Raw genomic sequence first — 21,553 nt, forward strand, 5'->3', positions numbered from 1 at the left:
GGTCCACGAATTTATTCGGAGAATTATTATGTCCAATGATGTTGTCATCGTATCCACCGCCCGCACGCCCCTGGCCAAGTCCTGGCGCGGCGGCCTGAACATGACCCACGGCGCAACCCTGGCCGGCCACGCTATCCAGCATGCGGTCGAGCGCTCGAAAGTCGACCCCAACGAAATCGAAGACGTGCTGATGGGCTGCGCCCTGCCGGAAGGCTCCACCGGTAACGACGTCGCCCGTATGGGCGCCATCCGTGCCGGCCTGCCGGTCTCCGTGGCCGGCGCCACCATCAACCGCTTCTGCTCCTCGGGCCTGCAGGCCATTGCCATGGCGGCCCACCACATTGCCGTGGATCGGGTGCCGGTGATGGTCGCCGGTGGCGTGGAATCCATCTCCACCGTCCAGGCCAACCTCAACCAGAACTACCTGATGGAACCCTGGCTGGCGAAAAACAAGCCGGAGCTGTACTGGTCCATGCTGGATACCGCCGAAACCGTGGCCAGGCGCTATGGCATCAAGAAAGAAGATATGGACGAATACGGCGTCCGTAGCCAGAACCTGGCCGCCAAAGCCCGCGAAGACGGCAAGTTCGACGACGAAATCGTACCCATCACCACCACCATGGGTGTTGCCGACAAGGCCACCGGTCAGCTCAGCAGCCAGGAAGTGACGGTCAGCCAGGACGAGGGCATCCGCCCGGATACCAACCTGGAAGGCGTCAGCAAGATTCGCTCCGCGATGGAAGGCGGCGTGGTCACTGCGGGCAACGCCAGCCAGTTCTCTGACGGTGCTTCAGCGTGCGTTCTGATGGACAGCAAAATCGCCGAACAGCGCGGCGCCACTCCGCTGGGTATCTTCCGCGGATTCGCGGTTGCCGGTTGCGAGCCGGACGAAATGGGCATCGGCCCTGTGTTCGCGGTTCCCAAGCTGCTCAAGCGCGCCGGCCTGACGGTTGACGACATCGGCCTGTGGGAATTGAACGAAGCTTTCGCCGTCCAGGTTCTGTACTGCCAGCGCAAACTCGGCATCCCGATAGACCGCCTGAACGTCAACGGCGGCGCCATCGCAGTCGGCCACCCCTACGGCACCACCGGTTCCCGCCTGGTCGGCCACGCCCTGATCGAAGGCAAGCGCCGTGGTGTCAAGTACGTCGTCGTTACTATGTGCGTCGGTACGGGTATGGGTGCTGCCGGGTTGTTTGAGGTTGCCTAAGGCTTTTTTTGCCTGAAGCTTAGGTGGAAGCGGCTGTTGGGTGGGGGGTTCCGAAACACGCTGTAAACACGTCCGTGTGCGCTTGGGCTCCGCCATCCATGGCTCCGCACAGTTTCGGAACCCCCCACCCAACAGCCGCCCGTAGCTTTGCGCAATGGCCAACAGGTGCAGCTATCCAAGGCTAGAGAATGCTCGCCCAAAGCGATTTACAAAAGCAGGCACGCACGAACTCGAAGCGTCGGATGGGTATCCCCTTTCAAAACTGTACGGAGCCATGGATGGCGGAGTCCAAGCGTCACATGGATGTGCCGAAGGAGCGTGTTTTGAAAGGGGATACCCATTCGGCGCCACCCCCGAGTTTATAGGCCCGGCATTAAAAACCAACAGGCAACACAAAAGTCAAAACCATCAACCTCAGCCAAACAGACAAGAGGTGCAACATGGACCTGAACTACACCCCCGAACAAGAGGCGTTCCGCGCCGAAGTTCGCCAGTTTCTAGACGAAAACCTGCCGGATGACATTCGCGAACGGGTGCAGAAACGACTGCGCCCGGACAAGGCGATGACCGAGCGCTGGCAGAAGATTCTGTTTGATAAGGGCTGGGGCGCTTCCACCTGGCCGGAAGAATTTGGCGGGACCGGGTGGAGCCCGGTTGAGCAGATTATTTTCGAGGAAGAGTGCGCCCTCGCCGGTGCGCCCCGCCAGCTGGATTTCGGATTGCGTATGGTCGCGCCCGTAATCATGACATTCGGCAACGAAGCGCAGAAAAAACGTTTCCTGCCGGGCATTCTCAGTGGCGAGGACTGGTGGTGCCAGGGTTATTCCGAGCCGGGAGCAGGTTCGGACCTGGCGTCGCTGCGTACTTCGGCAAAACTCGAGGGCGATCACTATGTCGTCAACGGCCAGAAAACCTGGACTACGCTGGGCCAGCATGCCGACTGGATTTTCTGCCTGGTGCGGACCAGTAACGAAGGTAAGCCGCAGCAGGGGATTTCGTTCCTGCTGATTGACATGAATAGCCCTGGCATCGAGGTTCGGCCGATCATCATGCTGGACGGTGAGCATGAGATTAATGAGGTCTATTTCGACAACGTGAAAGTGCCCGCCGGGAACCTCGTCGGCGAGGAAAATAAAGGCTGGACCTACGCCAAGTTCCTGCTCGGCCATGAGCGTACCGGCCTGGCCAATGTGGGGCAGTGGAAAGCCATGATGAAGCGGCTGAAGGAAGTGGCGCGACAGGAGCAGGATGGCCAGCGGCCGCTGATTGAGAACACCCGCTTCCGTGACCGGCTGGCACAGCTGGACGCCGAGCTGCGAGCCCTTGAGCTGACGGTATTGCGGGTTCTGACAGACAAACGTGGCCCGGGGCCGCAGGCGTCGATTCTGAAAATCCGTGGCACGGAAATCGGCCAGCAACTGTTTGAAATGCTTATGGAGGCCGGCGGCCAGGATCCCATTGCCCATATTCCGGAAGCACTGGAGCTGGACTACAACGGCCCACGTGCGGGCTCAATGGAGGCGACACCCTCTGCCGGGGACTACTTCAACATGCGCAAGCTGTCGATCTTTGGCGGGTCCAACGAGATCCAGCGCAATATCATTTCCCAACTCGTGCTAGGTCTTTAAGGAGGCGCTATGAATTTTGATCTGAGCGAAGAACAGCAAATGCTGAACGATTCACTGCGCCGCTTCGTGACTAACGAATATAGCTTCGAAAAGCGCGGGGAGATAATCAGCTCCGGAACCGGCATTGACCGGGCCACCTGGTCGAACTTCGCCGAGATGGGACTGCTTGGCTTCACCTTCCCGGAAGACTTTGACGGGCTGGGCGGCAACGCCGTCGACACTATGGTGGTGATGGAAAACTTTGGCCGCGGCCTGGTGGTGGAACCCTATCTGGCGACGGTGGTGCTGGCCGGCGGACTGATCCGGGATGCCGGTAACGATGCGCAGAAAGCCGATATCCTGCCGGGTATCGCCAGTGGCGAAAGGCTTCTGGCACTGGCTCACTACGAACCGGGCGCCCGCTACAACCTGAGCCATGTGCAGACTACCACCCGCAAGGACGGCCATCATTTCCGGATCAGCGGCCATAAAACCGCTGTACTGCATGGCGGCCAGGCCAACCAGCTGGTCGTATCCGCACGCACCAGCGGCAGTGTGAACGATGAATCCGGACTGTCCCTGTTCCTGGTGGATCGTGACGCGAAAGGCGTCAAGGTGGACGACTTTGCCACCCATGATGGCCACCGCACTGCCGAGATCAGCCTCAGCAATGTCACGGTCAGTGCCGACAACCTGATCGGCACCGCTGATGGCGCCTTCCCGGCCATCGAAAAAGCCGTGGATCTGGGCATTGCCGCCCTTTGTGCCGAAGCCGTCGGTGCCATGGAAGCCATGAACGCCGCCACGCTGGAATACATCAAGACCCGCAAGCAGTTCGGGGTGCCTATCGGCAAGTTCCAGGTGCTGCAGCACCGCATGGCGGATATGTTTATCCAGACCGAACAGGCCAGAACCATGGCCATCCTGGCAGCCAGCGAAGCGGATTCCGATGACCGGGCCCAGCGCCGGGAAGCTGTCTCCATGGCCAAGACCCTGGTCGGACAGGCCGCGCGTTACGTGGGTCAGCAAGGGGTTCAGCTGCATGGCGGCATGGGCGTGACCGACGAGATGTTCGCTGCCCACCTGTTCAAGCGCCTGACCCTGATCAACCTTCTGTTCGGTGATGCCGATCACCACCTGGCGCAGGTCAGCGACGGACTGCTGGTTTAGACGGTCAAAGGCACAGACTGACCTGCTCCGGGTCCAGATTGCCGCCGGTAATGATCAGAACCGTGGCCCTGTCCGGAGCAGGCGGAACCCGGTTTTCCAGTAACGCTGCCAGACCAACGGCGGCGCCCGGCTCCACATAGAGCCTGGCCTCGGTCAGCAATTGCCGGGTAGCGTCGCGGATGCCGGCTTCGGTGACCGTGACAATCCGGTCTACCACCTGGCGGGAGGCGGCATAGGTGCAGTCACCCACCACCACCGGTGCCAGGCTGGCCGCCCAGGTATCCACCGAGTCCAGGCTGGCGCTGGCATCCTGATGTTGCCAGGCATTCAACATGGTGGCGGCTCCCTCCGGCTCAACGCCGATCAGCTCGACCTGCGGCCGCTGCGCCTTGATCGCCAGCCCCAGCCCGGAAATCAAACCGCCACCGCCAATGGGACACAACACCCGATCCAGCTCCGGTTTTTGACGCAGCAATTCCAGGCCAACGGTGCCCTGCCCGGCCATGATGCGGACATCATTATAGGGGTGAACCAGGGTCAGCCCTTCCTCATCCCGCAGTTCATGGCACAGGGCCACTGCCTGCTGGATACTGCCGTGAACAATCACCTCAGCGCCCAGCGCACGGGTACGGTGAATCTTCAGCGGGCTGGAACCTTCGGGCATCACCACCGTGAGCGGGACATCCTGCATCGCCGCCGCCCAAGCCAGGGCGATGGCATGGTTACCGGCGGATACCGTTACCAGGCCGGCTCTGAGTTCCTCCGCGCTGGCGGTCAGCAGCCAGTTCAATGCCCCTCGGGCCTTGAAGCTGCCGGTGCGCTGAAGGCTCTCGCACTTCAACCCGAGCGGCTGGCCCATGGCGGCATCCAGGTCAGGCACCTGCAACAGCGGGGTTTCACCGAGTTGCGGCCTGATGCGCTGCTCCGCCTCGCGAATCCTCGATTCATCAGGCAGGATTGGATTGCTCATGGTTCGCTCCCCTGTTTTTGTCTTGATCAAACCATGACGCGATCAGTGCTGACTATCAAGTCGCCGCTCTGCCACGCGCAAAATCACATCCTCAAATCAGTCCACACTTCCGTTTTCTGCCATGCCGCGGGCAGATCTGGCAACTTGCACTAGTATGTACATATCCAGAGACGTGTTTCATCGGGCAACCCGGAGGACGTATCAACAATGAAAATCGGTATCCCCAGAGAAATATTCAAGGATGAGCGACGGGTAGCAGCCACACCCCCGTCTGTTCACAAACTCATTGGCCTTGGCTACGAGGTAGTCGTTGAAGGCAGCGCCGGCGAGGCCGCGAACTACTCGGATGAAGCCTATGAAAAAGTGGGGGCGAGCATCGCGGCCGATACCACATCGCTGTGGCAGAATGCGGACTTCATCCTGAAAGTCCGTGCACCCATGGAAAATCCTGCCCTTGGCAAACACGAAGTGGATCTGATGAAGGAAGGGGCGTTTCTGGTCAGCTATATCTGGCCGGCGCAGAACCCCGAACTGCTTGAAAAGCTGGCCTCAAAGAAGATTACCTCGTTCGCCATCGACAGCCTTCCGCGCATCAGCCGTGCCCAGAAGATGGATGCTCTCAGTGCCATGGCCAACATTGCCGGCTATCGGGCGGTGATTGAGGCGGCCAACAATTTCGGGCGCTTCTTTACCGGGCAGGTGACAGCGGCAGGCAAGGTGCCGCCAGCGAAGGTCATGGTGATCGGTGCCGGCGTGGCAGGCCTTGCTGCGATTGGTGCGGCCAACAGTATGGGCGCCATCGTGCGGGCCTTTGATACCCGGCTGGAAGTAAAGGAACAGGTCGAAAGCATGGGCGCCGAGTTTCTGGAACTGGATTTCGGCGACGAGGAAGGCAGCGGCAGTGGCGGCTACGCCAAGCAGATGAGCGATGAGTTCATCAAGGCCGAGATGGCACTGTTTGCGGAGCAGGCGGAAGAGGTGGATATCATCATCACCACCGCGCTGATTCCCGGCAGGCCCGCTCCGAAACTGATCACTGCCGATATGGTGAAATCCATGAAGCCGGGTAGCGTGATAGTCGACCTGGCCTCGGAACGCGGCGGCAACTGCGAGCTGACCGAGCCCGGCAAGGTAGCGCATCACCATGGCGTGACGCTGATCGGCTATACCGATCTTCCCAGCCGTATGGCCAAGGTGGCCAGCGATCTCTACGCCACCAATCTGGTGCACCTGCTCACCGAGTTGACTCCGGAGAAGGACGGCAAGCCCCAGGTGAACATGGAAGACGATGTCATCCGCGGCCTGACGGTAGTGCGGGAGGCCGAGGTTACCTGGCCGCCACCACAGCCGGAAGCACCGGTCAGCCCGAAACCGGCGCCGGGCACAGAGGAACCGTCCGCCGCCGACAAAGCCGCTGCCAAGAAGGACGCCGATCGTCGAAGCCTGATTGGCAAAGGCGCTCTGCTGGTGGTGACGGCGCTGGCGCTCTATGGGGTTGGCGCCCACGCGCCGGAAAGCTTCCTGCAACACTTTACGGTGTTTGTACTGGCCTGCTTTATCGGCTGGCAGGTGATCTGGAACGTGACACCGTCGCTGCACACTCCGCTGATGAGCGTGACCAATGCCATCAGCGGCATCATTGTGATCGGTGCCATTCTGCATCTGGCCCAGGCGGAGAATATCGCCGTCGGCATTATGGCTTTTGTCGCGGTGCTGATTGCCAGCATCAACGTAGGGGGCGGCTTCCGGGTCACCCATCGCATGCTCAAAATGTTCCGCAAGTAGGAGGCGCCCGATATGAGCACAGGATTGGTGAGCGTGGCCTATGTGGTCGCAAGTATCTGTTTTATCCTCAGCCTGGGCGGCCTCAGCCACCAGGAATCGGCACGGCGCGGTAACCTTTATGGGGTGGCCGGCATCATCATCGCAGTGGGAGCGACTCTCGCCAGCGTTGGTGATGGCGGTATTACCGCCATTGTGATCGCGGTACTGGTCGGTGCCGGTATTGGTATTCCCATCGCCAACAAGGTGGAAATGACCCAGATGCCCCAGCTGGTCGCCCTGCTGCACAGTTTTGTGGGTCTGGCAGCGGTGCTGGTGGGCTTCTCCGGTTATATCGAGCCGCTGATCGCCACCACCGGCGCTGAACATACCATCAAACTGGTGGAAGTGTTCGTGGGCATCTTTATCGGCGCGGTGACCTTCACCGGGTCGCTGGTCGCCTGCGGCAAGCTGGATGGCCGCATCGACAGCAAGGCCCTTACCCTGCCCGGCCGCCACCTGATGAACCTGGTGGCGGTCATCGCCTGTGTCCTGTTGGGTGCCTGGTTCCTGGGCACCGACAGCATGGCAATGGGGATCATCGCCCTGGTTATCATGACGGTCATCGCCTCGGTGCTCGGCATCCATCTGATCATGGCCATTGGCGGTGCCGACATGCCGGTGGTGGTGTCCATGCTCAACAGCTATTCCGGGTGGGCGGCCGCCTCCATCGGTTTCATGCTGGGCAACGACCTGCTGATTGTCGTCGGTGCGCTGGTGGGCAGCAGCGGTGCCATCCTCAGTTACATCATGTGCAAGGCCATGAACCGTTCGTTCATCAGCGTGATTCTTGGCGGCTTCGGCCAGACCACCAGCAGCGCCAGCGCCACCGATTCTGACCAGACGGTGTACGAATCCAGCGTGGATGATGTCTGCGAGGAACTGCGCAATGCCGATTCGGTGATCATTGTGCCGGGCTATGGCATGGCGGTGGCCCAGGCCCAGAACGGCGTCAGCGATATGACGAAGATACTGCGGGAGCGGGGTGTAAATGTGCGTTTTGGCATCCATCCCGTGGCCGGCCGCCTGCCCGGCCACATGAACGTGCTGCTGGCGGAAGCCCATGTGCCCTACGACATCGTGCTGGAAATGGACGAGATCAACGCCGATTTTCCGGAAACCGATGTGGTGCTGGTGATTGGCGCCAATGACACGGTGAACCCCGCAGCCGCCGAAGATCCGGGCAGCCCCATTGCCGGCATGCCGGTACTGGAGGTATGGAAAGCCCGGCAGGTGGTCGTCCTCAAACGGGGCATGGCCACCGGTTATTCCGGTGTCGAGAACCCGCTGTTCTTCAAGGACAATACCCGCATGCTGTTTGGTGACGCCAAGGAAAGCATCGATAAGCTGGTAGGGGGTTTACGGGCCTGATCACTCAGGCCTCCCTGGAGAAGAACCTCTCAATCTGCCGGGCGTGGCTCTGGCCATCCCGGTAGCCCAGTTCGATCAGGCCACGGCAGAAACGTTTTTCGAACAGCAGGAAGCTGGCGAGGTTGGCACTGGAAAATGGCGCGGATTCCGACGCGCCAGTGAGCCGTCGCAACACCAGCGGCATGGCATCCACATACTTCATGGCCAGCTCATTGATGGGCTCGGACGGGGAGATTTCGAGGATGTCCACCGGGCTGAGGTCGATCCCGGATTTCTGCAGCCGCTCTTCCGGTATCAGTTCCAGTAACTGGTTAATCAGCCGCAGACGGTCGATGTCGTAGTCCATGGTATCCAGGAACATGCCGTTAAACACATGCGCCAGCACCTGGGTCAGCGTTGGCATACCGGGCTGGTCCGGGCGCTGGGGCGGGCACATGGCGTTGGCACTGACACCAATCACCAGCACCTTGCGTGCGCCCAACCGGAGCGCAGGGCTTATGTGAGCCATCTGGCGGGTAATGCCGTCACCAAAATATTCGTGGTTGATTTTCACCGGTGCAAACAGGGTGGGAATGGCTGCAGAAGCCATGATGTGATCCAGTCCCAGTTCAGTGCGCCTGCCACCACGCTGACCCACCGACCAGTCGTCAAGCCCTTCGGCCCCCTCAAAGAAACAGACATTCTGGCCCGTGGCATAACCGCAGGCATTCAGGCCCACCGCATCGATATCGCCCTCCTGGATCGTCTTGCGGATGCTCTGAAGGTCGATCTCCTGCTCCAGTAACTTCCGTAACGGTGAGTTATCCAGGAAAGATGCCGGCCCGCTCCCGGTCGGGCGGCTGATGGTCTTGCGGGCGATACTGCTGAAACTGCGCATCAGGCTGATGGTATCGGCCCTGAACACCCGATCCATGCTCAGCTCGGACCAGACCTTCTCCAGATGGTCTATGTTGTGGCGGAACAGCCCGCGATTACCAGCCACCGCCATGGCGTTGATGGCACCTGAGGAGGTACCGACTATGACATCAAACGGATGGCTCCAGTCCGGATACATATCAGCGATGGCTCGCAGCACACCTACCTGGTAGGCCGCTCTCGCCCCACCGCCCGTAAGAATTACACCGATCTTTGCCATGGCTGGTTTCCGCAGTAGGCAGCGCCCGGCATCACGCCCGCTTTATTTTGCGCTGGCGCCTGCTGGCAAACGGATTGTTGAAGCTGGAATCCTGCCCCTGTAATTCTGCTTCGGGGTGGTTCTTCGTCATCAGTTCCTTGACCTTGGGAACGTGTTTTTTGGGCGCATCCACCATAATCAGGTACTTGCCTGCCTCAATATCATCGTGAAAGGGCTCAATGCGGTAGTTTTCACCCTGAATACCCCCGAAGCCACCGATCCAGCCCCCGGCAATAACCACAAAGATGAACAGGGCTATCCAGGCAGCAGCCGGCATCTGCAGAATGTTCAGCAGTGCCAGCGGAAGTATGAAAGCAAGGGCCAGGATAAATCCGATAAGGGCACCACGTTCCACGTATCGGGGGAGGTCTGTACGATCGACAATGGAAGCTGTGTGAAGCTGGTGTGTATAGAGCCCGGCCTCATCCTTGCTGACAATATGGAAGCGCCAGTCGGTGACGCCATGCTCATGCAGGTCGTCGGAGATTTCCTTTGCGCTGTCAATCGAAGAGACCAGATAAAACAAACGTATCATGGTGTTTCTCCCTTCAGTCGCCAATCGATTACGATTAGGCGTTGTTATTATCACACCCTAGTTCAAAATCTCCGGTTTTACGCAATCCGGACCAACATCACCGGACCCGCAAGCGCGATTGTCCATGCGAACAAGGCAAGAAAGCCGTCCCTGGATATCATCGCAAGGCCGAACATCATCAGGGCCAGGCCGGCAATACTGGAGCTGAATGGCACAAGCTCGGTTGCCGGCATAACTACCCCAATGATCATACATGCCAGCGTCATCACATAGAGCCCGAACCCCTTGACCAGAAAGACCAGTCGCGGGCGTATCAGACGGTCAATATGCCGGGCGGGCAGGCGTAGCATCTCCAGACCCTGTACAAGCTTGTCGCGGGGTATCTGCCGCTGAACCAGAAAGTCTGGCAGCCAGAAGTGTTTCCGACCAATGAGGACCTGCCCCAGCGTCAACAGGGTGAGCATACCCATCAGCGTCGGCATCCCTGGCACACCGCTCAGGGGTGTTACCAGAATCAGTCCCACCATGAGCACAATCGGGCCAAACGTCCGGCGTCCCACTGAATCCATCATTTCTCCAATGGAAACGTGAGACCGATCGGTGGACCCGGCTTCTATCCGGTCCAGCAGCTCTTCAATATCAGCCGGCTCACGGTGATTATCCATAGCCACTGTCTCCGGATAGTCCGCGTTTTATTCGGTCGTGTTATACACGTAGGAGGACACGGTTCCGTCCTGATTGAAGCGCACTACCAGGTCAGTGGTTTCAGCATCACCAAAGGCGGACCAGCGGTACTTGCCGTAAGTCCAGGTACGCTTGCCGTCTTCAACACCGGTGCGCCAGGGCTCGCCAAACATTTCCTGAATCTCCGCTCGGGTGGTTTCCCCGATCTCGATCTGGTCCACATTGTGGGTGGCGAAGTCCTCACCGACAGTGGCGCAGCCTGCGACGACGACTGACAAGACAAACAGGGTAATGGTAAAAAATGACTTAACAGCGCTCATGGCGTATCCCTTCTATTGTAAATCAGACCATCAATCATACGGGTTTCAGGCGAAGATTAAATTAAAGCACGGACAGACACAAAAAGCCCCGGTGGCTGGCCGGGGCTCATCATCAACGCATTGTGAACTCAGTAAAGCTTCGCCAGTGATTTCCTGGCGAACGGCTCGACTTCAGCAATGCGACCTTCCTTCACTTTCACCAGCCATTCCGGATCCTGCAGAAGCGCACGGCCGACAGCAATCAGCTCAAACTCGCTGTTATTCATGCGCTCAACAAGCTCGTCGATGCCAGACTGCTCAACCGCTTCCTTCTTGCTGGCAAAGGTGCCGCTGATGAAGTCTTCCGTCAGGCCCACGCTACCCACAGACATCGCGGGTTTGCCGGACAGTTTCCGGGTCCAGCCTGCAAGATTGAGGTTGGAGCCTTCGAACTCCGGCTCCCAGAAACGGCGTGTGGAAGCGTGGAAAATATCAACGCCGGCTTCCACCAGCGGCTTCAGGAACTGCTCCAGTTCTTCCGGCGTATTGACCAGCCTGGCCTCGTAATCCTGCTGCTTCCATTGCGAAAAGCGCAGCATGATGGGGAAATCCGGACCCACGCGAAAACGCACGGCCTCGATGATTTCCACCACAAAGCGCAGACGGTTTGCCATGCTGCCGCCATACCCGTCGTCACGCTGGTTGGTGCCTTCCCACAGGAACTGGTCCAGCAGGTAACCATGGGCACCGTGAATCTCCACGCCGTCGAATCCGAGCGCCCTGGCATCCTGGGCGGCATCGGCGAAGGCATTCACCACATCGGCAATGTCTTCAACCGTCATGGCCTTGCCATTGGGTTTACCCGGAGCAAACAGACCAGAGGGGCTGTAAGCGGGCACTTTCGGGTCCGGTTCAATACCTTCCTTGCGCACTGCGCCCACATGCCATAGCTGGGGAAAGATGGCACCACCGGCTTGGTGAACCGCATCCACCACCTCTTTCCAGCCGGCAAGAGCCTTATCGCCATGGAAAAACGGCACGTTCGGGTAACCGTTGGCCGCCGGGTGATTCACCGTAGTACCTTCGGTAATCAATAGCCCGACGCCACCTTCAGCGCGGCGGCGGTAATAGTCCACCACTTCCTGGCCCGGTGCGTTGCCCGGCGAGAAATTACGGGTCATCGGGGCCATGGCAACGCGGTTACGCAGGGTCAGATTATGGATGTCAAAAGGCTCAAACAGGGGGCCAAGGTTCATACTCATGATAGATCGCAACCTCACTAATCTGGTTTCTTCAAGCAACCTTATTAAATCTGGTTTTACAATGCAACCCTATTAGGTACACTGCCAGACATGGCCAGAAAACGTTTTGATGATTCCAGCTGCTCCGTCGCCCGTGCCCTGAATGAAGTGGGAGACTGGTGGTCCCTGCTCGTGGTGCTGCACGCCATGTATGGCACACGCCGCTTTGTGGATTTCCAGCAGGAACTGGGCATTGCCCGCAATATCCTTTGCGACCGGCTGGCACGGCTGGTGGATAACCAGGTACTGAAGAAGGTGGATGTCGGCGAGCACGGCTCACGCTTCGAATACCGGCTGACAGAAAAAGGCCGCGACCTCTTCCCGATCGTCATTGCCCTGCGCCAGTGGGGTGACAAATGGAACCCGGCACCGGACCAGGAACCCCTGGACCTGCGGGACCGTTTAACCGGGCGCACTATCCGCCCGATGGAAGTTCAGGATGCCGACGGTAAACCGCTTACCGTCCGGGATGTGTTTGTACCGGAAGGCGACGCCGCCGACGAACTCAAGCCCCGGAAAGCAAAAAGACAGCCGGCTGACAAGCCGTAGAACTACCCCCTTCTTTCATTTTCTTGAGTTGAATCAATCCGCCGGCGAACTCGGCGCCCGGGGCTAGTTGCACTTGCGCTATGTCAAGTTTCCGTTCTCCGTAAACATTAACCTGTAGTCATTGATTATTCAGGTTCAAGGAGAAGGATATGTCCCGTAATTTTAAACTTGGCGTTCTTGCTGCTGGCATTCTGGCGGCCGCCCCTGCTGCGCAGGCGTTCGAGGCTGGTGATTTTATTCTGCGTGCGGGTGTGGCGCATGTGGCGCCGGATGATTCCAGTGATTCCATCACCGTGGGCGGTGCTCCATTATTAAGCGGGGCAGATTCTCAGGTTACAGTTGACTCAAACACCCAGCTCGGCCTGCGCGGTACTTATATGTTTACCAGTAACCTCGGTATAGGCTTGCTGGCCTCAACGCCTTTCCAGCACGACATCAATGGTGGTGGAGATATTTCAGGCGACGTAAAGCTGGGTGAAACAAAGCATCTGCCTCCAACCCTGACATTGGAGTATTTCCCAATGCACAGCTCTTCGGCTCTCCAGCCTTATGTCGGCGTTGGCGTCAACTACACAACCTTCTTCGAGGAAAAAACTAGTGACACTCTGAACAGTGTGGTGGGTGCGGAATACGATATCCCGGGGGCGAGTACTTCTCTGGAGCTTGATGACAGTGTAGGCGTAGCCGTTGAGCTTGGCATGGACTACATGCTGAGCGAAAACTTTGGCCTGAACGCGGCCATCTGGTGGGCAGACATCAACACTGACGCCAAGGTCGAAGTCTTTGACGGCGCCGGCAACTTTGCAGCAGAAACTGACGAATTCGAAGTCGAAATCGACCCGATGGTCTACATGGTAGGCTTCACCTACAAGTTCTGATAAACGTAAACGCCGAAAACCTCACGATTAGTGAGGTTTTCGGATAGTACGTCCTCCAGTGCGGGGCCTTCGGGCCCCGCTTTTTTATGGAGTCGGCCGGATCAGGCGGTTTCGCGCTGGGGTGAGCGTCGTGCCTGGCCACCGTTGCCATTCTGGCTACGGCCACCACTGCGGCCAGCGGGCTTGCCGCCAAAGCTGCGACCGTTACCGGCCGGTTTGCCATTGCCACCACCGTTGCGGTTACGGGCGCGGCTTGGATCCGCCTTGGCCTTGGGTTTCAGTGGCAGGTTGTTGCTCGGCTCAAAGCCTTCTACCGATTTACGCGGCAGCTGCTTCTTCAGCAGTCTTTCAATACCCGCCAGCATCTGGCCTTCATCGGCACTCACCAGCGACAACGCGTGACCGCTCTCACCGGCACGACCGGTACGGCCGATACGGTGCACATAGTCTTCCGGCACGTTGGGCAGCTCGAAGTTCACAACCTGGGGCAGCTGTTTGATGTCCAGGCCACGGGCGGCGATATCGGTTGCCACCAGAACACGCACTTCACCCTGCTTGAAATCGGCCAGGGCACGGGTGCGGGCACCCTGTGACTTGTTGCCGTGGATCGCCGCCGCAGTAATGCCGTCGCGCTCCAGTTTCTGGGTCAGGCGATTGGCGCCGTGCTTGGTACGGGTAAATACAAGTACCTGTTCCCAGGCGTTATCGCGCACCAGCTTGCTCAACAGGGCGGTTTTCTGGCTCTGATCCACCGGGTAGACAGACTGTATGATGCTCTCGGCAGCGGTGTTACGGGCCGCTACTTCCACCTGAACCGGGTTATCCAGCAGGCCCTCTGCCAGGGTGCGGATTTCCTTGGAGAAGGTGGCGGAGAACAGCAGGTTCTGGCGCTTGGCCGGCAACAGCGAGAGAATCTTGCGGATGTCGCGGATGAAGCCCATATCCAGCATGCGGTCAGCTTCGTCCAGCACCAGGATTTCCACTTCGTCGAAGCGAACCGCGTTCTGCTGGTAAAGATCCATCAGGCGGCCGGGTGTTGCCACCAGCACGTCCAGACCCTTGCGCAGCTTCATCATCTGCGGATTGATTTTCACACCGCCGAAAACCACGGCGGACTTGGTGGGCATGTACCTGCTGTACAGGGCCACACTGTCGTGTACCTGGGCCGCCAGTTCGCGGGTTGGCGCCAGGATCAGTACGCGCGGGCCTTTGCCGGTGCGGGGGTTTTCCGCCAGACGCTGCAGTAATGGCAGGGTGAACCCTGCGGTTTTACCGGTGCCCGTCTGGGCAGCCGCCATCACGTCCCTGCCGGAAAGCACGGCGGGGATGGCCTTGGCCTGAATAGGAGACGGGGTTTCATAACCCTGGTCGGTAGTAGCACGGACCAGTTGCTCGGACAGACCGAGTGAAGAAAAACTCATATTGTATAACTCTTGATTGTTCTGCCTCCACGAACACCGTTAAGGGCGAATGCGGGCAGATGCCATGGAGATTCATGGAATAAAAGACGACTACGGTCACACACCGTTAACGGGGTGACGTCCTCTGGCAGGTCGTATGGATAATTCGCAAGATGGCCGAAGCCGTGTACTGCGGAGTCCTTAGAGGCAGGATGCAGGCACGGTATCAGAGGGTCCGTGAAATAGCTATAGGTGCTTTTCAGTAGTAAGCTTTTTAATTTTCGGCAACGTTCGGCGAGCAGGGAACTCTCATCCACGCTGCCGGTCACTAGCCGCCGTACCTTAGCAAAAAAATCCACTCGATGACCGGAGAAGTCATGCTCAGCGTAGGCGTTGGCCCCTTCAGCCTTTCCATAGGACACCTGTTGCTGATTATGGCTTTTGTTGTCGCCCTGATTGTAGGGGCGTTAGCGGGCCGCAAGCAAAACCTTCCGATATCCGGCGCACTGGCGGATATTTTCCTTGTCGCCATGGTGGCCGCCCGCATCGGTTTTGTAGTCCGTTACTTCGAACACTATCAGGGCGACTGGCTGGGCATCATCGACATCCGCGATGGTGGCTTCGACGTGGTCTCCGGACTGGTAGTGGCGCTGCTGTTCACCGGCTACCTGCTCTGGCGACGCACCAGCATCCGTCGACCCCTCGGAATGGCAGTAGCCGCGGGCCTGATGACGTGGGGCTTCACCGCCGGTGTGATTGCCCTGATCGAGGATCAGACCCAGGGACTGCCTGATGTTGCCCTGACCGACCTGAATGAGCAACCGGTCAGTCTGGACTCCCTGACCCGGGGGCAGCCTACGGTGGTAAATCTCTGGGCCACCTGGTGCCCTCCCTGCATCCGCGAAATGCCGGTGCTGGAAGAAGCCCAGGATCTCTATCCGGGCGTCAACTTTGTTTTTGCCAACCAGGGCGAGCATCCTGAAACCATCAGCCGGTTTCTCAGCGCGCAGGACCTGAATCTGGAGCATGTGCTCAGCGATCGCCAGGGCGGCTTCGGCCGCGCCACCGGCAGCCAGGGCCTGCCCACCACTCTGTTCTATGACGCGCGGGGCAAACTGGTGGACAGCCACATGGGTGAGCTGTCCAAAGCCAGTCTGGCCCGGGGCCTTGAACGCTTCGGCGCCAGCCATCTCGAACCATCACCAACGAAGGAGGTAACATCACGATGACCCTGCCCCCACTGCCACGTTTATTATGCGGCGCACTGCTATCCACCACGGTTTTTGCCGCCGGTGTTCAGGCTGAAGACCGCCCGCAAGCCATTCAGCAACTTGAAGAACGCGGCGTGGAAGTCATGGAAAGTTTTCAGGCACCCGGCGGTATGACAGGCTACGTTGGCCAGATGCAGGGGCGGTCTCTGGCTTTCTACCTGACCCCCGATGGCAATCACGTGATCGTTGGCACATTGATGGATAAGGACGGCAACAACCTGAGCCAGGCCAGCATAGATGAACTGGTGACAGGCCCGAAATTCGAAAACGCATGGTCGGAAATCGAGGACAGCCACTGGGTCCGGGAGGGCAACAGGGACGCGGATACCGTCATTTACACCTTTACCGACCCCAACTGCCCTTATTGCAACCGTTTCCATCAGCAGGCCCGGCCCTGGATTGAAGCGGGCAAGGTACAGCTGCGCCACATCATGGTCGGTATTCTCGCTGAAGACAGCCTGACGAAAGCGGCCACCATTCTCGGCAGCGAAGATCCCGAAAAGGCGATGCATGAGCATCAGACCTCTTTCGAACAGGGAGGGATTGAGGTAGACCGCAAGCATGTGAGTGCGGCTCATCTCGAGGTAAAAGCCAATAACAGCCTGATGCAGGAACTGGGCCTGCAGGCAACGCCCAGCACCCTTTACAGGGGGGAAGACGGGAAAATCACCATGGTACAGGGCCTTCCCAATCCACAGGCACTGGAGCGCATGATGGGCCCTCGCCCCTGATGGCAGTTGCTGTCCCGCCGGCAAGAGTGGCGGGACTCAGACTCATTCCGTGGCGGCTTTGGCAATGCCGGCCAGCGCACCCTTCACTTTCTCGATGACCTCGTCACATCCATCAATGTCATGGCGCTGCCTGAGGTAATCGGGGTCGTTATAGCCCAGCCAGACTTGCCCCTCGCCATCCTCCCATACCAGTGCTTTCTGGGGCAGATCAATGGCGACACTCTGGGCGCACTGCATCAACGGCGTGCCCACCCTGGGGTTGCCAAATATCACCACCTCCGTGGGCCGCAACTCCAGACCGGCGCTGTCTGCACCATCGGTATGATTGATGCGATTCATTACCGTCATGCCTTTGTCTTTGAGCACGGCTTCCAGTTTGTCCGCCGTGGCCTCGGCACTGTGACTGCTTTTGACCGTCACCATCCCCTCGGCCGCTATCAGCGACAGCGGTAGAGCCAGCATTACAATCGCAATCAGACGCCTTGAACCCGCAAACATGAGTGTCTCCTCCCGTTGGATCATGTGCAGTCAGCATAGGCCAGTATGGCGTGCACTGCCTGTGCTACTGGGGGTATAGTGATACGAATTGGTTACAGGTCCGTAACACAGGACACAGATCCGGGTTACAAGAGGTCCCCAATGACTCATAAAATCGGTGGCGCGCTGCTTCCATTTTTCTTTGTCATCGCCGGTTGCGGCCAGGGTGATGCCAACGCTGTGAACATGGATAAATCTGCAGAACCACTGGCACCACCGGAAGAAACCGGTGTGCTAGAGGTTGCTACCCGCAATGGCTCCACCACCTACTACCTGGACCGCCACGAGAAGCCCAGCGGACCCGAATACAGCCTGATTACACGTTTTGCGCAAAGCAGGGGATGGGACGTCAACTGGACCATGCATGAGTCCACGTCAGCGGTGCTCGAGGCCCTGGAGTCAGGGAACACCCATATTGCTGCCGCCGGCCTCACTCATCTGCCATCCAGAACGGGGCAGTTCGTCCGCGGCCCGGCGCATACAGAAGTAACAGAGCAACTCGTCTGTCATCGGGAAATGCGACCGATGCCACGCATGCCCGAAAGCATCGCTGGCGTGGGAATTACGGTTACCGCGGACTCCAGTTATGTGGAAACACTTAACCGGCTGGCCGGCGACCACCAAGGCATTGAGTTCAGCGAGGACGCAGACCGCACCACCGAAATATTGCTGTCTGCAGTGGCCGAAAAGGCGATTGACTGCACGGTGGCCGACTCCAACATCGTCCAGGTGATGCGCCGCCACTTCCCTCATCTTGAAGTGGCGATGAACCTGAATACCGGCAACAACCTGGGCTGGTATCTGCCCGAAAGTTTCGGCGACCTGGCAGGCACCGCCCGCGAATGGATGAACAGCCCCGCCGGCGACGAGGCCATCGGCGACATGGAAAGCCGATACTACGCCTACATCGGAGAGTTCGATTTCGTCGACCTGAGAGCGCTGAACCGCCGCATTGATGACCGGCTGCCGAACTTTATCAATCGATTTTCCGAAGCCGAGGCCACTACCGGCATGCCAGCTGACCTCCTGGCGGCACTTTCCTACCAGGAATCCCACTGGGACCCGAGCGCCGTGTCACCCACCGGCGTCCGGGGCATCATGATGCTCACACAGAACACCGCACAGTCCCTCGGCGTTACCAACCGTCTGGACCCGGCCGCTGCCATTGATGGCGGCGCACGCTACCTGGCCGACCGTCATCGCCGGCTGCCGGACACAATTCCCGAGCCGGATCGTACTTTTCTGGCTCTGGCCAGCTACAACATCGGTCGCGGCCATCTGCTGGACGCCCGCCAACTGGCGCGGGAACTGGGTAAAAACCCCGATTCCTGGGACGACATGAAGGAGGTGTTGCCGCTGAAAGCCGACAAACGCTATTACCCGGGCACGCGCTACGGTTATGCCCGGGGCTATGAGCCGGTGCATTACGTACAACGCATCCGTAACTACCGGGATGTGATCAGCGCATCATTCAGGTAAGCGGGGGCTCAGTAAACTTTTGGGGCCCCCTCGGGGCGGGTCTTGAAACGTTTGTGCAACCACAGGTACTGGTCCGGCTGTTCGCGGATGGTGTCTTCAATATAGCGACTCCAGGCCTCAGTGTCTTTTTGTTTGTCCGTGCCAAAACCTTCCTGGATGGGTGAGAAGATGACCCGGTAGTGCCCGTCCGGTATCCGCAGATGGCTCACAAAGATGACCGAGGCACCGGATACTCTGGCAATGTAGCTGGGCGAGGTGATGCAGCCGGCGTCCGTGCCGAAAAACGGCACGAAAAGCTCGGTTTTGTTACCGAAATCCTGATCGCAGGCAAACCAGACTTCACCCCCTTTTTTCAGGAAGGACACCAGCGGGCGCAGCTCACGTTTGGTGAAGGGGCGGATACCGAAATGGCGCCGGCGACCGTTTTCAATCATGCGGTCGATAACAGGGTTGTTGTTGGGACGGTACATGTAGCCCGGTTTTTTCAGGTGGCAGGCAATCAGCGGCAACGCAAAGTCAAAAATGCTGTAGTGGCCACCAATCAGCAGTGCGCCCCTGCCCCTGGCCTGGGCCTCTCTCAAATGCTCCAGCCCGTGGACTTCGGCCTCCTCGCAGTACCCGGACATATCCCGCCACCAGGCATGGGTACTCTCCAGGAAACCACGGGCACAGGCAACAAAATTGTCCTGTACCAGCTGTTTACGGGCTTCTTCGTCAAGTTCCGGAAAACAGGTGGCAATGTTGGTGTTGGCCACTCTGGCCCGGGATTTCAGCTTGCCCTCCAGAAAACAGCCGAGCCGACGGCCAAGGCGCTGTTTGGCCGTCATCGGTAGCAATGAGAGCAAATACAGCGCAAATACCAGAAGCCACGATGGCCAGAGCGCGGGATGCCACAAGGGCCTGCTCTTCCTGTTCCTGCTGCCGGACATACATTATGGCCTGTTAAAAAACGAGTACGGAGCCTGCCACAGAACACTGGCAAAGTGTACTTCAAATGTGAGCGGAAACGTTCCGCCCCGCCTCAGGAGCCGAACAGGGCCGACTTCAGCGGCTGGAAAAAACCGGTCGGCGGCGCAGTGTTTTCCACCGCGCGAGCGCCGTCAAATTCCAGGTACCCGTCTTCAATCGGATCAAACCTGAGGGTTTTCACATCTGCCAGGTAATTCTGGGTGACCCTCCAGGGATCATGGGAGCCCTGGCGTGGCAGGCGATCATCGGCGCGGCGAATATACCCGGAATCCAGCCCGCCCATCACTGTGCCCTCACCACGGCTGTCGCCGGTATCCCGTGGTATACAGACGCGTTTGCCGCGGATGTCCATATAGTTCAACAGACGGCACAGGTATTCTGCAGCGATATCAACCTTCAGGGTCCAGGAGATATTGGTGTAACCGAAAATCATCCCGGCGTTGGGCACCCCCTCGACCATCACATTTTTGTACACAATCCTGTCCCGCAAAACCACGGGTTGGCCATCAACCACCAGATCCATGCCACCGAGCATCTGGATATCCAGCCCTGTCGCCGGAATGATGATATCAGCCACCAGCTGCTGGCCGGATTTCAGCCGTATGCCCCGCTCAGTGAAACGGTCAATATGATCCGTCACAACCGACGCCCTGCCTGCCCGGATGGCAGTGAACAGATCACCGTCCTTGACCACACACAATCGCTGATCCCAGGGATTGTAAGTGGGCGAGAAGTGACTCATATCGGCCTTGCCATCCAGTTGTCGGCGCACCAGGCGCAGCATCAGCCGGCGCATGATTGCCGGATTCCTGCGCGAACGGTTATAGAGAAAACGGGCAACCGCCACATTCCGCGCCCGGGTCAGGCGGTAAGCGGTTTCCGCCGGCAGTATTCTCTGGAAAAACATCGCCAGCCTGTCATTCGACGGCAAGGGTATCAAATAGGTGGGCGAGCGCTGCAGCATGGTTACGTGTCCGGCTTCTTCCGCCATGGTAGGTACCAGCGTCACGGCGGTGGCGCCGCTGCCAATAACCACCACACGCTTACCCGCGTAGTCCAGGTGTTCGGGCCAGTGCTGGGGGTGCACAATCTGGCCCCGGAAACTGTCTTCACCGGGAAAATCGGGTTTATAGCCGGCGTCATAATTGTAATAGCCCGTGCAACCAATCATGAAACTGGCGGTGAAGGTGAGTGTTTCGCCAGTAGCCTCCTGCTGGGCCGTCAGCGTCCAGCACCTGTCGGTACCGGACCATTCCGCGCGTTTGACTGCTACACCATACCGGATATGCTTTTCGACATCGTTTTCGGCGGCGGTGTCACTCACGTACTGCTTGATGGAAGGGCCATCGGCAAGAACCTTGTCACTGGTCCAGGGCCGGAAGCTATAACCGAAGGTGTACATGTCGGAATCCGAACGGATACCGGGATAACGGAAAAGATCCCAGGTGCCACCCAGGGATTCCCGGCGCTCAAGAATGGTGAACGACTTGCCCGGACACTCCCGTTTGAGATGACAGGCCATACCAATGCCGGAAACACCGGCACCGACAATCAGTACGTCGACATGTCCTTCGCTCATATATACCCCGAGTTACAC

The 21,553-nt window shown here is 58.7% G+C and carries 20 protein-coding genes; 10 read left to right on the plus strand and 10 right to left on the minus strand.

Annotation, left to right across the window (positions count from 1 at the left end):
- Positions 1 to 28: 28 nt before the first annotated feature.
- The 3 genes from DIT72_RS04765 (at position 29) to DIT72_RS04775 (ending at position 3,987) form a co-directional block, all read left to right on the plus strand.
- Positions 29 to 1,210, plus strand: a complete 1,182-nt coding sequence (locus tag DIT72_RS04765) for an acetyl-CoA C-acyltransferase (protein WP_135954028.1) — start codon at positions 29 to 31, stop codon at positions 1,208 to 1,210.
- Positions 1,211 to 1,650: 440 nt separating this feature from the next.
- A complete protein-coding gene (locus DIT72_RS04770; protein ID WP_135954029.1) occupies positions 1,651 to 2,838 on the plus strand; it encodes an acyl-CoA dehydrogenase family protein in 1,188 nt (395 codons plus the stop codon).
- A 9-nt stretch (positions 2,839 to 2,847) separates the two neighbouring features.
- Positions 2,848 to 3,987, plus strand: coding sequence for an acyl-CoA dehydrogenase family protein (locus DIT72_RS04775; RefSeq protein WP_135954030.1), 1,140 nt, complete (start codon positions 2,848 to 2,850; stop codon positions 3,985 to 3,987).
- Between the two features lie 4 nt (positions 3,988 to 3,991).
- Here DIT72_RS04775 and DIT72_RS04780 read toward each other — a convergent pair whose 3' ends face one another.
- A complete protein-coding gene (locus DIT72_RS04780; protein ID WP_135954031.1) occupies positions 3,992 to 4,957 on the minus strand; it encodes a threonine/serine dehydratase in 966 nt (321 codons plus the stop codon).
- Between the two features lie 207 nt (positions 4,958 to 5,164).
- Here DIT72_RS04780 and DIT72_RS04785 point away from each other — a divergent pair, with 207 nt between their 5' ends.
- Positions 5,165 to 6,742: a Re/Si-specific NAD(P)(+) transhydrogenase subunit alpha gene (locus tag DIT72_RS04785; protein ID WP_135954032.1), complete on the plus strand. Its 1,578-nt coding sequence runs from the start codon at positions 5,165 to 5,167 to the stop codon at positions 6,740 to 6,742.
- A 12-nt stretch (positions 6,743 to 6,754) separates the two neighbouring features.
- A complete protein-coding gene (pntB, locus tag DIT72_RS04790) occupies positions 6,755 to 8,149 on the plus strand; it encodes a Re/Si-specific NAD(P)(+) transhydrogenase subunit beta (protein WP_135954033.1) in 1,395 nt (464 codons plus the stop codon).
- A gap of 4 nt (positions 8,150 to 8,153) precedes the next feature.
- Here the strand turns inward: pntB and DIT72_RS04795 are convergent, their stop codons facing one another.
- The 5 genes from DIT72_RS04795 to DIT72_RS04815 form a co-directional block, all read right to left on the minus strand.
- The gene (locus tag DIT72_RS04795; RefSeq protein WP_135954034.1) at positions 8,154 to 9,284 is read right to left on the minus strand and encodes a patatin-like phospholipase family protein; all 1,131 of its coding nucleotides are present in this window, start codon (positions 9,282 to 9,284) and stop codon (positions 8,154 to 8,156) included.
- A 31-nt stretch (positions 9,285 to 9,315) separates the two neighbouring features.
- A complete protein-coding gene (locus DIT72_RS04800) occupies positions 9,316 to 9,858 on the minus strand; it encodes a hypothetical protein (protein WP_135954035.1) in 543 nt (180 codons plus the stop codon).
- A 77-nt stretch (positions 9,859 to 9,935) separates the two neighbouring features.
- Complete coding sequence (locus DIT72_RS04805; protein WP_135954036.1) at positions 9,936 to 10,523, minus strand: exopolysaccharide biosynthesis protein; 588 nt, start codon at positions 10,521 to 10,523, stop codon at positions 9,936 to 9,938.
- 27 nt (positions 10,524 to 10,550) lie between these two features.
- Positions 10,551 to 10,862 (minus strand): outer membrane protein assembly factor BamE domain-containing protein, encoded by a 312-nt coding sequence (bamE, locus tag DIT72_RS04810; RefSeq protein ID WP_135954037.1) that lies wholly within the window; start codon positions 10,860 to 10,862, stop codon positions 10,551 to 10,553.
- 128 nt (positions 10,863 to 10,990) lie between these two features.
- Positions 10,991 to 12,103, minus strand: coding sequence for an NADH:flavin oxidoreductase (locus tag DIT72_RS04815; protein ID WP_135954038.1), 1,113 nt, complete (start codon positions 12,101 to 12,103; stop codon positions 10,991 to 10,993).
- A 90-nt stretch (positions 12,104 to 12,193) separates the two neighbouring features.
- On the opposite strand from DIT72_RS04815, the gene DIT72_RS04820 reads away from it, so the two are divergent.
- Positions 12,194 to 12,691 carry a winged helix-turn-helix transcriptional regulator gene (locus tag DIT72_RS04820; RefSeq protein ID WP_135954039.1) on the plus strand — a complete coding sequence of 166 codons (498 nt, stop codon included), beginning with the start codon at positions 12,194 to 12,196 and terminating at the stop codon, positions 12,689 to 12,691.
- A gap of 149 nt (positions 12,692 to 12,840) precedes the next feature.
- Entirely contained in the window at positions 12,841 to 13,569 is a 729-nt protein-coding gene (locus tag DIT72_RS04825) for an OmpW/AlkL family protein (RefSeq protein WP_135954040.1), read from the plus strand.
- A 101-nt stretch (positions 13,570 to 13,670) separates the two neighbouring features.
- On the opposite strand, the gene DIT72_RS04830 is transcribed toward DIT72_RS04825, so the two are convergent.
- Positions 13,671 to 14,990, minus strand: coding sequence for a DEAD/DEAH box helicase (locus tag DIT72_RS04830; RefSeq protein ID WP_135954041.1), 1,320 nt, complete (start codon positions 14,988 to 14,990; stop codon positions 13,671 to 13,673).
- A gap of 356 nt (positions 14,991 to 15,346) precedes the next feature.
- Between DIT72_RS04830 and DIT72_RS04835 the strand changes: the two genes are divergently transcribed.
- Together DIT72_RS04835 and dsbG are read left to right on the plus strand one after the other, a co-directional pair.
- Positions 15,347 to 16,198: a TlpA disulfide reductase family protein gene (locus DIT72_RS04835; RefSeq protein WP_135954042.1), complete on the plus strand. Its 852-nt coding sequence runs from the start codon at positions 15,347 to 15,349 to the stop codon at positions 16,196 to 16,198.
- Positions 16,195 to 16,971 (plus strand): thiol:disulfide interchange protein DsbG, encoded by a 777-nt coding sequence (gene dsbG / locus DIT72_RS04840; protein WP_135954043.1) that lies wholly within the window; start codon positions 16,195 to 16,197, stop codon positions 16,969 to 16,971. Before DIT72_RS04835 ends, dsbG begins: the two co-directional genes overlap by 4 nt.
- A gap of 42 nt (positions 16,972 to 17,013) precedes the next feature.
- Here dsbG and DIT72_RS04845 read toward each other — a convergent pair whose 3' ends face one another.
- Positions 17,014 to 17,469: a DUF302 domain-containing protein gene (locus DIT72_RS04845; protein ID WP_135954044.1), complete on the minus strand. Its 456-nt coding sequence runs from the start codon at positions 17,467 to 17,469 to the stop codon at positions 17,014 to 17,016.
- A gap of 141 nt (positions 17,470 to 17,610) precedes the next feature.
- On the opposite strand from DIT72_RS04845, the gene mltF reads away from it, so the two are divergent.
- A complete protein-coding gene (mltF, locus tag DIT72_RS04850; RefSeq protein ID WP_135954045.1) occupies positions 17,611 to 18,987 on the plus strand; it encodes a membrane-bound lytic murein transglycosylase MltF in 1,377 nt (458 codons plus the stop codon).
- A gap of 8 nt (positions 18,988 to 18,995) precedes the next feature.
- On the opposite strand, the gene DIT72_RS04855 is transcribed toward mltF, so the two are convergent.
- Both DIT72_RS04855 and DIT72_RS04860 read right to left on the minus strand, forming a co-directional pair.
- On the minus strand, positions 18,996 to 19,883 hold the full coding sequence (locus DIT72_RS04855) for a lysophospholipid acyltransferase family protein (RefSeq protein ID WP_265937488.1): 888 nt from the start codon (positions 19,881 to 19,883) through the stop codon (positions 18,996 to 18,998).
- A gap of 125 nt (positions 19,884 to 20,008) precedes the next feature.
- Positions 20,009 to 21,535 (minus strand): flavin-containing monooxygenase, encoded by a 1,527-nt coding sequence (locus DIT72_RS04860; protein WP_135954047.1) that lies wholly within the window; start codon positions 21,533 to 21,535, stop codon positions 20,009 to 20,011.
- Positions 21,536 to 21,553 lie beyond the last annotated feature (18 nt).

The organism is Marinobacter orientalis (genome assembly GCF_004792665.1).
Lineage (GTDB): Bacteria > Pseudomonadota > Gammaproteobacteria > Pseudomonadales > Oleiphilaceae > Marinobacter > Marinobacter orientalis.

Coding starts and splice junctions, on each gene's coding strand:
- dsbG (WP_135954043.1), top strand. CDS start 16,195: ATGACCCTGCCCCCACTGCCACGTTTATTATGCGGCGCACTGCTATCC.
- DIT72_RS04805 (WP_135954036.1), bottom strand. CDS start 10,523: ATGGATAATCACCGTGAGCCGGCTGATATTGAAGAGCTGCTGGACCGG.
- DIT72_RS04830 (WP_135954041.1), bottom strand. CDS start 14,990: ATGAGTTTTTCTTCACTCGGTCTGTCCGAGCAACTGGTCCGTGCTACT.
- DIT72_RS04770 (WP_135954029.1), top strand. CDS start 1,651: ATGGACCTGAACTACACCCCCGAACAAGAGGCGTTCCGCGCCGAAGTT.
- pntB (WP_135954033.1), top strand. CDS start 6,755: ATGAGCACAGGATTGGTGAGCGTGGCCTATGTGGTCGCAAGTATCTGT.
- DIT72_RS04765 (WP_135954028.1), top strand. CDS start 29: ATGTCCAATGATGTTGTCATCGTATCCACCGCCCGCACGCCCCTGGCC.
- mltF (WP_135954045.1), top strand. CDS start 17,611: ATGACTCATAAAATCGGTGGCGCGCTGCTTCCATTTTTCTTTGTCATC.
- DIT72_RS04785 (WP_135954032.1), top strand. CDS start 5,165: ATGAAAATCGGTATCCCCAGAGAAATATTCAAGGATGAGCGACGGGTA.
- DIT72_RS04845 (WP_135954044.1), bottom strand. CDS start 17,469: ATGTTTGCGGGTTCAAGGCGTCTGATTGCGATTGTAATGCTGGCTCTA.
- DIT72_RS04835 (WP_135954042.1), top strand. CDS start 15,347: ATGCTCAGCGTAGGCGTTGGCCCCTTCAGCCTTTCCATAGGACACCTG.
- DIT72_RS04775 (WP_135954030.1), top strand. CDS start 2,848: ATGAATTTTGATCTGAGCGAAGAACAGCAAATGCTGAACGATTCACTG.
- DIT72_RS04780 (WP_135954031.1), bottom strand. CDS start 4,957: ATGAGCAATCCAATCCTGCCTGATGAATCGAGGATTCGCGAGGCGGAG.
- bamE (WP_135954037.1), bottom strand. CDS start 10,862: ATGAGCGCTGTTAAGTCATTTTTTACCATTACCCTGTTTGTCTTGTCA.
- DIT72_RS04860 (WP_135954047.1), bottom strand. CDS start 21,535: ATGAGCGAAGGACATGTCGACGTACTGATTGTCGGTGCCGGTGTTTCC.
- DIT72_RS04800 (WP_135954035.1), bottom strand. CDS start 9,858: ATGATACGTTTGTTTTATCTGGTCTCTTCGATTGACAGCGCAAAGGAA.
- DIT72_RS04795 (WP_135954034.1), bottom strand. CDS start 9,284: ATGGCAAAGATCGGTGTAATTCTTACGGGCGGTGGGGCGAGAGCGGCC.
- DIT72_RS04825 (WP_135954040.1), top strand. CDS start 12,841: ATGTCCCGTAATTTTAAACTTGGCGTTCTTGCTGCTGGCATTCTGGCG.
- DIT72_RS04820 (WP_135954039.1), top strand. CDS start 12,194: ATGGCCAGAAAACGTTTTGATGATTCCAGCTGCTCCGTCGCCCGTGCC.
- DIT72_RS04815 (WP_135954038.1), bottom strand. CDS start 12,103: ATGAGTATGAACCTTGGCCCCCTGTTTGAGCCTTTTGACATCCATAAT.